The organism is Pseudomonas sp. TNT3, from assembly GCF_010095445.2.
In the GTDB taxonomy this organism is placed as follows: domain Bacteria; phylum Pseudomonadota; class Gammaproteobacteria; order Pseudomonadales; family Pseudomonadaceae; genus Aquipseudomonas.
Genome location: NZ_WFGV02000003.1, coordinates 142,717 through 157,720 on the forward strand (window position 1 = coordinate 142,717; position 15,004 = coordinate 157,720).

Annotated in this window: 8 protein-coding genes and 1 tRNA gene; 2 read left to right on the forward strand and 7 right to left on the reverse strand. The window is 59.0% G+C overall.

What is annotated here, in order from left to right; all coding sequences use genetic code 11:
- Positions 1–129 precede the first annotated feature (129 nt).
- From pqqF to GBC55_RS03530, 4 genes are all read right to left on the reverse strand, one after another.
- Entirely contained in the window at positions 130–2,556 is a 2,427-nt protein-coding gene (pqqF, locus tag GBC55_RS03515; RefSeq protein WP_162436246.1) for a pyrroloquinoline quinone biosynthesis protein PqqF, read from the reverse strand.
- A 48-nt stretch (positions 2,557–2,604) separates the two neighbouring features.
- Positions 2,605–3,399, reverse strand: coding sequence for a carbon-nitrogen hydrolase family protein (locus GBC55_RS03520; protein WP_162436247.1), 795 nt, complete (start codon positions 3,397–3,399; stop codon positions 2,605–2,607).
- 12 nt (positions 3,400–3,411) lie between these two features.
- Positions 3,412–5,094 carry an NAD(P)/FAD-dependent oxidoreductase gene (locus GBC55_RS03525; RefSeq protein ID WP_162436248.1) on the reverse strand — a complete coding sequence of 561 codons (1,683 nt, stop codon included), beginning with the start codon at positions 5,092–5,094 and terminating at the stop codon, positions 3,412–3,414.
- A 198-nt stretch (positions 5,095–5,292) separates the two neighbouring features.
- Positions 5,293–5,754 carry an Lrp/AsnC family transcriptional regulator gene (locus GBC55_RS03530; RefSeq protein WP_162436249.1) on the reverse strand — a complete coding sequence of 154 codons (462 nt, stop codon included), beginning with the start codon at positions 5,752–5,754 and terminating at the stop codon, positions 5,293–5,295.
- Between the two features lie 175 nt (positions 5,755–5,929).
- On the opposite strand from GBC55_RS03530, the gene GBC55_RS03535 reads away from it, so the two are divergent.
- Together GBC55_RS03535 and GBC55_RS03540 are read left to right on the forward strand one after the other, a co-directional pair.
- A complete protein-coding gene (locus GBC55_RS03535) occupies positions 5,930–8,284 on the forward strand; it encodes a glucose/quinate/shikimate family membrane-bound PQQ-dependent dehydrogenase (RefSeq protein ID WP_162436250.1) in 2,355 nt (784 codons plus the stop codon).
- A 113-nt stretch (positions 8,285–8,397) separates the two neighbouring features.
- A complete protein-coding gene (locus GBC55_RS03540) occupies positions 8,398–9,078 on the forward strand; it encodes a peptidase M41 (RefSeq protein ID WP_162436251.1) in 681 nt (226 codons plus the stop codon).
- Between the two features lie 57 nt (positions 9,079–9,135).
- Here the strand turns inward: GBC55_RS03540 and GBC55_RS03545 are convergent.
- The 3 genes from GBC55_RS03545 to rpoD all read right to left on the reverse strand — a co-directional run bounded on the left by GBC55_RS03545 (position 9,136) and on the right by rpoD (position 14,947).
- Positions 9,136–9,212 (reverse strand) — tRNA-Ile (locus GBC55_RS03545).
- Between the two features lie 15 nt (positions 9,213–9,227).
- Positions 9,228–12,974 carry an EAL domain-containing protein gene (locus GBC55_RS03550; RefSeq protein WP_162436252.1) on the reverse strand — a complete coding sequence of 1,249 codons (3,747 nt, stop codon included), beginning with the start codon at positions 12,972–12,974 and terminating at the stop codon, positions 9,228–9,230.
- A gap of 122 nt (positions 12,975–13,096) precedes the next feature.
- Positions 13,097–14,947 (reverse strand): RNA polymerase sigma factor RpoD, encoded by a 1,851-nt coding sequence (gene rpoD, locus GBC55_RS03555; RefSeq protein WP_162436253.1) that lies wholly within the window; start codon positions 14,945–14,947, stop codon positions 13,097–13,099.
- Positions 14,948–15,004 lie beyond the last annotated feature (57 nt).

Genomic DNA, 15,004 nt, shown 5'->3' on the forward strand with positions numbered 1-15,004 from the left:
GGTTGAGATCTATACATATAGTCCACCTCCACGCGGAGATGTTCAGATAGTTAGGTGGCTATGTTACTCAAAATTACAGAGTCCTTGCCCGTGAAACTTTGAGAAAGCTAATTGCGCCACCGGTAAAGATCATTTTGCCACTTGCCAGGGTGAGCCAGGGCTTGCCCCGCTGGCCAGACAGCGCCAACCGCCGTCGGCGTGAATCAGTCGTTTTGCAGCGGCCAGTAAAGCCTGCCGGTCGATCATCAGAATGGCACGGGGCAGACGCTCCAGATAATCCGACGAGTGGCCGGCCAGCTTTGCTTGCCAGAGCAATTCGGCCGCCAGGGTGTCGGGAAGCGTGGCGCTGTCAAATTGATCGGCCAAGGATTGGCGCTGTCTGACGAAGGTGGTTTCGTCGATGCGTTCGATCATGCCCGGCAAGTCGGCCAGGAATGTTTTCACGTGCTCCAGCAGCGCTACCGGAGCCACTGTCGGCGACTGCATACCGAACAGAATTCCCGTCTGCCCGTGGACCTGACGCAGCGCGCTGAACACCGCATAACCCAGTTGCAGCTCTACACGCAGGCGCTGATAAAACGGCGTCTGGCATATATGCGCGAGCAAACGCCAGGCTGCTTCATCAGTGATGCCCAGGGTCGCCGTGGGACAGAAAAGCAGTAACGCATGCTCATTGGACTGTGTATCGATGGCGGTCCACAGGTGCTGAGCGTGGATCGAGGGCGCGGGCGTCGATTGATTGTCCGCAGCGCCCGGCACCCGGCTCAAGGCAAAGCCCATCGCCGCTTGTGTTTGCGCGGACAGACCGGTCGCGAGTCCATCCCAGCGCGCGCCTAACCAGAGTTGTTGCAGGTCGTCCGAGTCAGCGGTGCGCTCAAGGCAGTGGCCCGGCAGCGCTTGAAGCAGCTGCCGAATCGGAATCAGTGCCACCTTCTGCGGTGCTGGCAGCGGGGCGTCCGCATCGGATTTTGTCAGCTCTTTCAGCGCATGTTCGAGGATGGTCGGCATCGGTTCTTGCAGGCCGGTCATCTTCAGTAACCATTGATTGCCTGATGCGCTGAAGGAGAAGTCGATACCGGCCTGACGCGCGTCTTCGCGTAATGGCTGAAGACGAGTTTCCAGGTTCGCTTGCAGGTTGCTGTGAGGGCTGGCCGCCAGTTGCCAGCGTAGGTACACCGCGCCTTCATCGGTGTGATCCGGCAACGCCTGACTGAATTGCATCGGCGAATGTTCACGACGGGTGCGCGAGCGATCCTGAGCAAAAGTGCGCAAACCTCGGTGTTTGCTGGTCTGGCCACGAATCAGGCCGGCGTTCGGGGCTGGCGCCTCGCTGCGTAGAAACGGGTTGGGTGCTGGCAGCTGCCATTGGCCGCTGAAGTTATCCACAGCGTCCATTTGTTTGAGGATTTCTCGAAGTGCAATAACGCCCTGGTCGGATAACCCGGTTTCCTGCTGTGTGACATCAAGTTGAGCCAATTTCAACGCGCCAGCTACCTGCTGCTCACGGTGCAGGAGGGCGCTGTATTCTTCGCGCAACCCGATCCAGGGTTGGTGGCTGGCAAAAAATCCCAGCCAATCCAACAGCGGTTCGCGCAGTGCCTTCTGCGATTGAGTGGTCGCGAATTCGATGTCCAGCAGGGCCTGGCCGCCAAACCGATACAGCGGCGTGGCGTTCATATGCTCCGCTAACCCGCGAGCCTGCAGCTCGGTCAGCAGGCCGCCGGGTTTTGCCGCGTTGAGCCAATGACACAGAAAGGCCAGCGCTTGGGACGACGAATCCGCAAGAGCTTCGAAGGCAAACAGCAGATCGAGTCGATGGTCAGCAGCCTGTTGATAACTTTTGCCTAAAGCATCCATCAGCGCAGGGGGTGTTTGTTGCGGGACTGTTGCACCCGCTGCAATGGCGCTGCCGAAGGTCTCGGCCAACGCTCGCAGTTCATCGATACGGTGTGGCCCGACCAGACTCAGCGTCATCTGTCCGGTTTGATAAAAGTGCTGATGAAAGTCGCGTAACGCCTGCTGAAACGCAGGTTGCGAGACGGGCAGGCTGTCGCGGTTGCCTGCATGAAAGCCACGCAGTGGATGAGTCGCCGAGAGTCCGTCGAACAGCGCGCGCTCCTGTTGAGCCGCCGCGTCCTGAGACCAGGCAACACACTCCGCCTCCAGTACTTCCCGTTCCCGCAACTGATCGTCCAGGTTCATGCACGGGTGAGCGAGCATGTCCGACAGACGCTCCAGCCCACCAGCAAATGCCTGCGGCGGCAGTTCGAAGAAGAAGTCAGTGGTGCGTTCGCTGGTCCGCGCATTGACCTGGCCGCCGTGACCCTGCACGTAGGCCATCAGCCCTTGGCTCGCAGGGAAACGCGCGGTACCGAGAAACAGCAGGTGTTCAAGAAAGTGCGCCAGCCCCGGCCATGCCAATGGCACGTCGTGACTGCCTGCAGCAACCCGCAATGCAGCGGCGCAACGCTTCAAGTGTGGCGCATGACGCAGCGTCACCCGCAGGCCATTGGCCAGGGTTTCAGTGTGGGGGCGGGAGGGATTCAACGCAGGCATGAGCACTTCCAGAACAGAGAAGCGCTAATGCTAGCGGATAACGGTGGATCAGCGCTTGTTCAGCTCGCCGTAAAGCTCAGGGCGACGATCGATAAGGTAGTGATACGCGCTCCGCGAGTCGACCATCAACTGACGATCCAGCTCGCCGACAATCAGCGCTTCATCGAGACCGGCCTGGGCAATGCGGCTGCCATCCGGCGCGGCGATGCTGCTCTGGCCGCAGTAGTGAATCTCGCCTTCGTGCCCGCAGTAGTTGGCGTAGGCCACATAGCATTGGTTTTCGAAGGCCCGGGCGCGGACGGTGACGTCAGCGATAAAGTCGAACGGCACCATGTTCGCCGTCGGCACCAGAATCAGCTCGGCACCTGCCAGGGCAAGGCGACGAGCATTTTCCGGAAACTCCAGGTCGTAACAGATCAGGAAACCGAGCTTCCAGCCATTGAGTTCGACCAGCGGCAACTCGTCACCGCCGGCGCTGAACATGGAGTGATCAAGATCGCCGAAGAGGTGAGTCTTGCGGTAATTGCACAGGCGCTCACCGTTGGCATCGATCAGTTGCACCGAGTTGTAGATCTGACCGTCCTCGGTGCGCTCGGGGTAGCCATACAAAATGGCGATCCCGGCTGTCTTGGCAATGCGCGCGATCTGCTGCGCCGATTCACCGTTGTGCACTTCGGCCAGTACGCTGACGGCATCGACGCCGATGTTGTAACCGGTCAGGAACATCTCCGGCAGCACCAGCAAGTCTGCACCCTTGGCCTCCAGCGCGAGCTGATGCAGGCGATGCAGATTGCCGGCAACATCAAGGGGCAGCGGCGGACATTGGTAAAGGGCTACGCGCATTTGGAACTCCTTTTACTCGGGCAAGGCGATCGGACCGATCTCGTTGAACACATCTCCTGGACCCGGGTTCTCGGCGTGAGTTTCACCGCCGAAGTGCTTCATGATGCCCCAGACCGCGTTAAGGGAGGTCTGCACCGCGCCTTCGACCCATGCTGGCGTCCATGAAACATCGTCGCCGGCGATGAAGATCCCGCGCTGTTCGGCGGGCATGTCTTGCTGCATGAAATGTGCGTACATGCGCTGGTTGTAGCGGTAGTGGCCGGGCAGGGCGCCTTTGAATGCGCCGAGGAAATGCGGATCGGATTCCCATGACACGGTGATCGGGTCGCCGATGATCCGCGCAGCAATGTCGACTTTCGGGTAGATCTTTTTCAAGGCGTCCAGCGCCAGTTTCACGCGCTTTTCGACCGGGTGCGGGAGCATCTTCAGCGCGTCGCTCATCCACGAATAAGACAGGCAGATCACACCGGGCTTGTCGTCGCCATTGTCGAAGAGGTAAGTGCCGCGGGTCAGGCGATCGGTGAGGGTCATGCTCATCAGGTCGCGGCCGGTTTCCGGGTCCTTGTCCTTCCAGAATGGTCGGTCGACCATCACGAATGTTTTCGAGGACTGCATGTAACGGGTGCGGTCCAGGGCCATCCACATCTTTTGCGAAAACAGGGTTTCGTCGCATTCGATCTGGGTGGTCAGCAGCCAGCTCTGGCAGGTTGTCAAAACAGCCGCGTATTCACGGGTGTCGCCGTAGTTGTCGGTGACGGTAAAACGTCCGTCCGGCGCATGGGCAATTTTTTTCACGCCAGAGCGTGGTGCACCGCTGTGCAGCGAACTGAGGCTCGTGCCTTGCGGCCAGTGCACGCAACGTTCCGGTACATGGCGCCAGATGCCGAGGGGGACTTGTTCCACGCCGCCGACGACCAGGTGCTGATGGTCATCGCAGTTGGTCATCACCACGCGGAAGATTTCCAGCATCGAGTTAGGGAAGTCAGAGTCCCAGCCACCCGTGCCGAAACCTACCTGGCCAAACACTTCGCGGTGGTGGAACGACAACTTGGCGAAGGCTTTGGAGGTGGCGACGAAGTCGTAGAAAGTGCGGTCGTCCCACAGTGGAACCAAGGTGTTCCATAGCTCTTTGAGGCGCGGCACGTCGCGGTCGCGGATGGCTTGCTGGATATCAGAAAACTGCGAACCGGCTTCGAGCGCATCCGCCCAGGCGTCTGCGACTTCCTGGAACAGCGCCGGAAGGTCCGCCAGCTTCTCTGCGTAATGGGTTTTACCTTCCAGGTCGATGACGGTGCTGCCCGAAGCTGGCGTCAGCGGGTTCGGGAAAGGTTTGGTTTCCAGACCGAGCTTGTCGACGTAGTGGTAAAACGCGGTGGATGACACCGGAAAACGCATGCCGCCGAGCTCTGCGACGATGCCTTCAGCGCCGTTGAATGCCTGGGAACGCAGGCGTCCGCCCATTTTCGAGGCTTCGTAAACGACGGGCTTGAGGCCCAGTTTCATCAATTCATAGGCTGCCACCAGGCCCGCGATGCCGGCACCTACAATCGCGACTTCAGCGCCGTGGTTGTGTGCGGGAATGCTGCCCAGGCCAGCCGGGTGCTCAATCCAGTCGTCGAAGCCGAAAGGAAAGTCAGGACCAAAGATGGTGACTGGTTTTTTACCGTCTGCAGGATGGCGATTATTCTTGTTCATGGCTGACCTTGCTGGCGACCCGACGCGGTAGGCGCATCTGAGTATAGGAAAAGATGGCAGCCATTCTAGAGAGCGTAGAACACGTTAATAAGGCGCAAAGTGTCGTCGTTTTGCTAATTAGTTGATCACTATGACGATGAGCTAATACACACTGACCACTGTGGGAGCGAGCAGGCTCGCTCCTACAAGGAATCGGGTTTAAACCGGTTGCCCCCGGTCAATCTTGCTACTGAGGATGATCGACGTCGTGGTCTTCTCCACGCCGTCCACACTCCCGATCTGATCCAGCAACTGGTCCAGCTGCTCGGGCGATTCAGTGCGCAGCCACGCCACGTAATCAAACTCACCACTCACTGCACACAATTGCTGAACCTGCGCCATCGCACTGAGGCGTCTCAGCACTTCTTTGCCCGAGCGCGGCTGCACGGTGATCCCGACATACGCCTGCAATCCACCATCCACTACTCGCTGACCCAGTCGCACGCCGTAACCAGTGATGACTTTTGCTTTTTCCAGTCGGGCAAGTCGCGAGGTCACCGTGGTGCGGGCGATGCCCAGTTGGCGAGCGAGCATGGCCACGCTTTCGCGGGCATTGATCTGCAAGGCGGCGATCAGTTGGCGATCGATTTCGTCAAGAACGGGTGGGCGAATGTCAGGCAAGGGGCGTCTCCAGCGGCACAGATCGGTGGATGGGCATGTTACAGGCACCGCTCGCACAACGGATGCCTGATCCGTATTCAGTACCGTTCAGGACATTTTCAGCTGCGACAATTTGCCATAAGTAACTAGGTAGTACATCATTTCTCAATTGTCACACTTGGGGAAAATGACGGACATGAATAATTCTGGGGCTGCCGGCGGCAGCCAATGGTTGCTGCGGGGGCTGGGTGTCCTGATTGCCTTGATCGGGCTTGGCCTGGCGGGTGGTGGTGCTTACCTGACCTCACTGGGTGGAAGTTGGTACTTCCTGCTCATGGGGTTGGCGATGCTGGTTTCCGGGCTGATGATCGCTCGTCTTAAACCGCAAGGCGCCTGGCTGTATGGCCTGGCGCTGATCCTGACCGCGCTTTGGGCTGTGTGGGACACCGGTTTCGAATACTGGCCGCTGGTGTCGCGCGTGCTGACATTTGCCGTGATCGGACTGGTGGTTGCACTGATCTACCCCACACTGGTGCGTGCTTCCGGCGCAGCGGCGGGGCGGGGCGCTTATGGCCTGGCAGGCATTCTGGGCGTCGGCGTGGTTGCAACGCTGGCCTATATGTTCGTGCCGACCCACGTGGTAAAGGCCACGAGTGAACCATCGGTGACGCCGGTGACACCGGGTACCGAGCATAAAAACTGGGCCCATTGGGGCAACACGACGGCGGGCAACCGCTTCGCTGCACTGGACCAGATCAACAAGGGCAATATCGACAAGCTGCAGGTTGCCTGGACCTTCCGCACCGGTGACCTGCCGCAAAGCACCGGCGCAGGCGCAGAAGACCAGAACACGCCGCTGCAGATCGGCGACACCGTCTACACCTGCACGGCGTACGGCAAAGTCTTCGCACTCGACGCTGACACGGGTGCACAGCGCTGGAAGTTCGATCCGCAAGGCACTGCGCCGAACTGGCAACGCTGCCGAGGCCTGGGTTATTCAGAAACCCCTGCGGCCCCGGACAAACAGCCAGCGGCCTGTAAGAAACGTCTGTTTCTACCGACCGGTGATGCGCGTCTTATTGCAATCAATGCCGAGACCGGCAAACCGTGTGAAGAGTTTGGCATCAAGGGAACGGTCGATCTCACAACCGACATGGGCGAAGTAAAACCGGGCTACTACCAGCAAACCTCGACACCTTTGGTGGCCGGTGATGTGGTGATTGTCGGTGGTCGCGTGGCGGACAACTATTCCACCGGCGAGCCGCCAGGGGTGGTTCGTGCGTATGACGTGCGCAGTGGCGAGCTGGTGTGGGCGTGGGATCCGGGTAACCCGAACACGACCAAACGCCCTCCAGCGGGGGAGACCTATACCCGCGGCACCCCGAACGTCTGGTCGGCGATGTCCTACGACGCCAAGCTGGGTCTGGTTTACTTGCCGACCGGCAACGCCACTCCGGACTTCTTCGGCGGTCAGCGCACCGAATTCGATGACAAGTGGAACTCGTCCATCGTCGCTATCGACGTGAAAACTGGCCAGGTGCGCTGGCACTTCCAGACCACTCACCACGATTTGTGGGACTTCGACCTGCCTGCGCAACCGTTGCTGTACGACGTGCCGGATGACAAGGGCGTCATGCAGCCTGCGTTGGCGCAGGTCACCAAGCAGGGCGAGATCTTCCTGCTCAACCGTGAAACCGGCGTGCCGATCGCCCGTGTTGAAGAGCGTCCGGTGCCGCAAGGTAACGTGCCCGGTGAGCGTTATTCGCCGACCCAGCCGTTCTCGGTCGATATGCCGTCGATTGGTAATCAGAAACTGACCGAATCGGACATGTGGGGCGCCACGCCGTTCGACCAGTTGATGTGCCGGATTCAGTTCAAGGGCATGCGCCACGAGGGCGTGTATACCCCGCCTGGCCTGGATCGTGCGTTGCAATTCCCGGGATCCTTGGGCGGCATGAACTGGGGCAGTGTGTCGGTGGACCCGAACACCCATTACATGTTCGTCAACGACATGCGCCTGGGCCTGGCCAACTACATGATTCCCCGCGACAAGATCGCTGCGGGTGCCAGTGGTATCGAAATGGGCGTGGTACCGCAGGAAGGCACGCCGTTTGGGGCGATGCGCGAACGTTTCCTTTCGGCGGCCGGCATTCCTTGCCAGAAGCCACCGTTCGGCACGATGTCCGCCATCGACCTCAAGACCCACAAGCTGGTCTGGCAAGTGCCGGTTGGCACCGTTCAGGACACCGGCCCGCTGGGGATTCGCATGCACTTGCCGATCCCGATCGGCATGCCGACCCTTGGCGCGTCGCTGGCCACCCAGTCCGGCTTACTCTTCTTCGCGGGAACCCAGGATTTTTACCTGCGTGCTTTCGATACCGGCAACGGCAACGAGATCTGGAAATCCCGTTTGCCGGTTGGCAGCCAGTCCGGGCCGATGACGTATGTTTCGCCGAAGACCGGGAAGCAGTACATCTTGCTCACCGTGGGTGGCGCGCGTCAGTCGCCGGATCGGGGGGACTATGTGATTGCGTATGCGTTGCCTGAGTAAAGGTTGAATCGCAGACACGAAAAGCCGCGCCATTGCGCGGCTTTTTGCTGGGCGAAAAAGAGGGTGTAAAAATCGACTAGGATTGAGGCAGGCGAAGGTGCGAGGTGAAGGGCATGACAACAACGCTACCTACCGCAGTACGCGACCGTGCGTTGCAAGTTGCCCAACACGAATTGGGACACTACGTCGTGGCCCGCGCGCTGGGATTTGAAACGGGCGGTGTGACCCTGATGGTGACGAGAGACTTGAGGCATAAAGGTGGCGCTTCCATTGGCTTGGTGCGGCCAATTGCGTCGATGGACGCCATGAAGGAACATTTGGGCGCCCGGATGATGGTTCTCCTGGCTGGCGCGATGGCGCAAACACTGCCTTCAAAACCTTCAGCCGCCAAGCGCGTCGATAAGCCCAAAGCCACAGCCATCCTTAAAGGTGAGCAGGGTGCTGAGCAGGATTACGCAAAAATCAGGGAGCTTCAGCATCTGCTGCGCAACATCGCCTACCCGCAAACCATTCCTGCGTCGGGCGAGCGTATAGAGGCGCAGCTTAAAGCGATGACTGATCGGCTGTGGTTTCGGACTCAGGAAATCATCGAAGATCAGGCCGATACGATATCGGAACTGGCAGGGACGCTGGTGGACGCGATGACTCTGGTGGAGCAATGGGGGCGAGCGGCGGATACGTATGAGGTTGTGTACACCGGGCCGATGCTGGAGCGGCTGCGCGCGGTGCAAGCCATCCCTTTGTCAGGTGTTTGGACTGACAGTTGCTGTGATGTTGTTCAGCGCTGCAAATAACAAACACAACCAAACGTCAGACACGAAAAAGCCGCGCAATTGCGCGGCTTTTTTGTTTGGTGGGCCCACACGGACTTGAACCGTGGACCAAAGGATTATGAGTCCTCTGCTCTAACCAACTGAGCTATAGGCCCTCAGTAGGTCGCGGATTATAACGACGGTTTCTCTGCTGTGCTATCCGAAAAGTCTGAAACTGCTATACGAAGAAACGTCTCGGCGAATTCGTCCGGTGGAAGTGGCAGGCTGACGATGTAGCCCTGGATCTGTTCGCAACCTTCCGCCGCGAGGAAGTGTTGCTGCGCCTGCGTCTCGACGCCCTCGGCGATCACGGTGAATTGCATGCTGCTTCCCAAGGCAATGATTGCTCGCACGATCGCCACGTCGTGGGGGTCATCAGGCAGGCCCCGGACGAAAGACTGATCGATTTTCAGGATGTCCAGAGGTAGGCGTTTGAGATAACTCAGGGACGAATAACCGGTTCCGAAATCATCAATCGCTAGCTGCACACCCAGGTATTTTAGTTGGTGCAGCACGGCCAAGGCTTCTTCGGCCTGGCTCATGATGAAGTTTTCGGTAATTTCCAGTTGCAATAGATCGGGTCTGAGCCGGTTGTCCTTGAGCAGTTGCTCGATGCGTCCCAGCAGGTTTGGCTGGCGCAGTTGTGCACCCGCGAGGTTGACCGACAGCGGGCCCAAGGGCTGGTAGACCTGGTTCCATTCGAACATCTGTCGGCAGGCGGTTTCGAGCACCCAGTCGCCGATTTGCAGGATCATGCCGTTTTCTTCGGCCAGCGGAATGAAGTGTTCCGGCGGTACATCGCCGAAAGTTGGATGACGCCAGCGAATGAGCGCTTCGGCCCCGACCAGGCGATGGTCGTCGAGGCTGATTTTCGGCTGGTAATGGAGGTGCAGCTCGTTGCGCTCGATGGCGCGTCGCAGTTCGTGTTCCAGCGCCACGCGTTCGCTGGCTTGAGCGGTGAGGTCGCGTGTGTAACTTTCAACCCTGTTGCGACCCTTTGCCTTCGAGCGGTACATCGCGGCGTCGGCGTTTTTGACCAGCGTGGCGACGTCGCAGCCGTCCTGTGGATACAGGCTGGTGCCGATACTGGCGCTGATGAAAAACTCGTGCTCACCGGCCTGGAAAGGGGCGGCGAAGCAATTCAGCAGTTTATTGGCAATGTTATCGGCGTCGCTGGACTGTTGCAGGCCGGGAAGCAGGATGATGAATTCGTCGCCTCCCAGTCGCGCCACGGTGTCGATGTCGCGCAGCTGCTCTTTCAATCGAACGGCAATGCCTTTGAGCAGCAAGTCGCCGACCGGATGACCAAGGCTGTCATTGATGTGTTTGAAGCGATCCAGATCGAGGAAAAGCACGGCGCCCTGACCGCCGTTTTCTTGTTGATTGTTGAGTGCGGTGAGCAGTCGGCTTTCGAACAGTGTGCGGTTGGGCAGCCCGGTCAACGGATCGTGGTGCGCCTGGTAGTCGAGCTTGGCCTGGGCATGCTTGAGGCTGGAGATGTCCGCAAACACGGCGACAAAGTGAGTAATGAATTTGTCCCGGTTGCGCACTGCGCTGATCGTTAGCCAGCTCGGGTACAGCTCGCCATTTTTGCGTCGGTTGGAAATCTCGCCCTGCCAATGCCCTTCGGCGGTGAGTTGATGCCACATTGCGGCATAGAAAGCACTGTCGTGCAGGCCTGAGGCGAGCAGGCGAGGGGTGTGGCCCAATGCTTCGCTTTCGCTGTAGCCCGTGATTTCGGTAAACGCGCGATTGACCGCGCTGATGTGCTGCTGGGTGTCGGTGATCAACACACCTTCGGCGGTGCTTTCGAATACGGTGGCGGCCTGTTGCAGCTTTTCCTGCATGAGGTGGCGCTCGGTGATGTCCCGGGCGATGGTAAGCATGCAGTCTTCATTGCCGATCGGCAGCGGGCGACTGGACACCTCGCAGAGACGGATTTGCCCATCGCTGCGGCGGATGTGGCAACTGAAGTCACGAACGAAGCCGTCTCGCTTGAGCAAATCGAGCATCTGCTTGCGCTCGTTGAGGTTGACCCAGATCCCGAGCTCCAGAGACGACCTGTCTACCGACATCGCGCTGTTGAAACCGGTAATGCGGCTGAAGCCGTCGTTGACTTCCAGAAGCAAGCCGTCGCTTTGACGCGACAGTAGTAGTCCGTCCGGGGACGCATGGAAGGCCTTGGCAAATTTCTCTTCGGAGATTTGCAGTTGCTGCTGCGTTTCCTTGAGTTGGCTGATGTCACGCACGACCACGACCAGTGCCGGGGTTGTAACCAGATCGAACGGCTCGGCCGAGATCAGGCCGGTAAACACCTGGCCATTGTTGCGGCGAAAGGGCATTTCCAGGTTGCGAATGCTACCGGCCTGCAACCGCTGCAGCAGTCCCGGGCCGACGCCGGGAATGCCCCAGATGTTCAGGTCGGTGGCCGTCTGGCCGATGACTTCTTGGGCGGTGAGGCCGATCTGTTCTTCGAACGCCTCGTTGACCTCCATCAGGCAGCCGTCGGAGAGTCGCGCAATCACCAGGATGTCGGGGCATTGCTGGAACACCGAAGCAAATTTCTGCTCCGAGAGGCGCAAGGCTTCTTCGGTGCGCTTGGCGTCACTGATGTCGATCATCAAGCCGCGCAGGACCGGTTCATGGCCATGTTCGATCAAGCTGACAATATCGCGCACCCACAGGCACCTGCCGTCAGCGGTGATTACCCGGTAATCCACCGTGTGATCGCGACCGGCCAATACTTCGTGATCGCAGAAGGTTTGAGTGCGGGTAAGGTCGGCGGGGTGAATGATGCTGCGCCAGAAGCCCGGAATCAGCCAGTGGGACAGTGGGTAACCGAGCAAGTCTTCGGCATGGGGCGACACGTAGCTGTAGGTGAAGTCGCTGATGCGCGCTTCCCAGGCAATCGCGGAAAGGCTCTCCACCAGCCCGCGGTAGTGGTACTCGCTGCTACGCAGTTCCTGTTCCAGATCGACGCGCCTGGCGATTTCCGAGCTGAGTCGGCGGTTGATACGGATCACCATGGCCAGCACGGTGATCAGCAACAGCAGTCCCGGCAGGCCATACACCAGCAGATCTGACCAGAAAGTCCGGTGATCGAGGACGTTGCCTACCCAGTGTTCCTGAATGGCACTGATTTCAGACGGGGACATGTCTGCCAGGACTTTGTCCAGAATGCCGACCAGTACCTTGTTGTCCTTGGGTACGGCCATTGCCAGTTGGTAGCGGTAGGGGGTCTCGCCACTGACATAGAGGCCTTCAAGCTTGAGCTGACGCAGGCTCCAGACGCTGGAGGCGAGATCGCCGACCACCGCGTCTACTTCGTCGGTCGCCAGTGCCTGCAAAGCCGAGCTGACGTTGGGCATCGCCACCAGATTCAGGTCGGGATGATGATTGCGCAGCAGTTCGTGAGAGGCATAGTTCTCGACGACTGCAATTTTCAGTCCGTACAGGTCCTCGATTTTGCGTGGTTGGGCGCCGCCGACGTGGGCAAGGATGACGATCGGGAAGTCCAGGTAAGGGCGAGTGAACGACAGATAGGTCTGGCGTTCCGGAGTCGACATGATGCCTGGCAACAGATCGATTTTGCCTTGTTTGACCTGCTCCAGAACGACTGTCCAGTTAACGGGCTCGATGGGGGTGAGCTTGATGGACAGGCGTTGGCGGATCATGTCGATATAGTCCGCTGCAAGGCCTTGGTAACGGCCCTGGTCGTCGCGGTACTCAAAGGGTGGCCACGACGCATCTACACCCAGACGCAGGTCTGGGTGGGCCGTCAGCCAGCTACGTTCTTCGTCGGTCAGAGTCAGCGCGCCAGCCGTTGCGGTCCAGGTCATCAGCGACAGCAAAAAAAGCACGGTCGGCAGTCTGGGCATAACGGTCTCGTTATGGCTCGGGGGAATGTTTCGAGTGTAGACGGGCAATTCGGCGGGAGGGAGGCGCGGGGGATTTAATCTGCATAAAGCAAAACCCCCGGCCTGGGCCGGGGGTTTTGTTGTCACTCGTCGAGGAAGGAGCGCAGATGCTCGCTTCTCGTCGGGTGGCGCAGCTTGCGCAGCGCCTTGGCTTCGATCTGACGAATCCGTTCACGGGTCACGTCGAACTGCTTACCAACCTCCTCGAGGGTGTGGTCGGTATTCATGTCGATACCGAAGCGCATGCGCAGGACCTTGGCTTCACGGGCAGTGAGGCCGGACAGTACTTCGCGAGTCGCTTCTTTAAGGCTCTCAACGGTGGCGACATCGATTGGCGACTGCATGGTCGAGTCTTCGATGAAGTCACCCAGATGGGAGTCTTCGTCATCACCGATCGGGGTTTCCATGGAGATCGGCTCTTTAGCGATCTTCAATACCTTGCGGATCTTGTCCTCAGGCATTTCCATGCGTTCGCCCAGCTCTTCCGGGGTCGGTTCGCGACCCATTTCCTGCAACATCTGCCGGGAAATGCGGTTGAGCTTGTTGATCGTCTCGATCATGTGCACCGGAATACGGATGGTGCGGGCCTGGTCGGCGATCGAGCGAGTGATCGCCTGACGGATCCACCAGGTGGCATAAGTCGAGAACTTGTAGCCGCGACGGTATTCGAACTTGTCTACCGCTTTCATCAAACCGATGTTGCCTTCCTGGATCAGATCGAGGAATTGCAGGCCACGGTTGGTGTACTTCTTGGCGATGGAGATCACCAGACGCAAGTTCGCTTCTACCATCTCTTTCTTCGCGCGGCGGGCCTTGGCCTCACCGATCGACATGCGACGGTTGATGTCCTTGATCTCGGCAATCGTCAAACCGGTTTCGGTTTGCAGCGCGGTCAGCTTTTGCTGGCAACGAATGATGTCCGGCTGCAGGCGACCAATGGCTTCAGCGTATTTGCTTTTGCCTTTGGCCAGCGCATCGGTCCAGCTTTCGTCAACTTCGTTGCCCGGGAACTGGCGCAGGAAGTCGGCACGTGGCATGCGAGCATCACGAACACAAAGCTGCATGATCGCGCGCTCTTGCTGACGCAGACGATCCAGGGCACTGCGAACACGCTCGACCAGGCCTTCGAATTGCTTCGGAACCAGTTTGATCGGCATGAACAGCTCAGCCAGAAGCACCAGCTCGGCGATTGCCAGCTTGTTACCACGACCGTGCTTTTTCAGCGCCTTGCGGGTGATTTCCATCTGATCGGAGACAGCGCCAAAACGCTGTGCTGCGATGACCGGATCCGGACCGCTTTCGGCTTCTTCTTCGTCATCAGTCGTTGCTTCGGCGTCATCGTCTTCGGTGTCGTCGTCCGCTTTCACGGCTTTCGGATCGACAGGCGGTGGCACTTCTGCAGCAGGCGGCGCAATGCCGTCGTCCGGGTCGATATAACCGCTCAGGACGTCGGACAGGCGGCCACCTTCGGTGGTGACGCGAGTGTATTCGGAGAGAATATGGTCAACCGTGCCAGGGAAGTGCGCAATTGCGCCCATCACTTCGCGGATGCCCTCTTCAATACGTTTGGCGATTTCGATTTCGCCTTCACGTGTGAGGAGCTCTACCGTACCCATTTCACGCATGTACATGCGCACTGGGTCGGTGGTGCGACCAATGTCGGTCTCGACCGCTGCCAACGCTGCTGCTGCCTCTTCGGCCGCGGCTTCGTCGGTATCGGCGTCGGCCAGCATAAGGGAATCCTTATCTGGCGCAACCTCGAATACGTTGATCCCCATGTCGTTGATCATGCGGATGATGTCTTCCACCTGTTCCGGATCTGAAATATCCTCCGGCAGGTGGTCGTTGACCTCCGCGTAAGTCAGGTAGCCCTGCTCACGACCAAGTGTGATCAACTCTTTGATACGAGACTGCTGTTGCGCTTTTCCGGACATAACACCCTATCCACTGAAGGTCTTGGCGGGCAAAAAACAAGCCGAGGATTATACCTG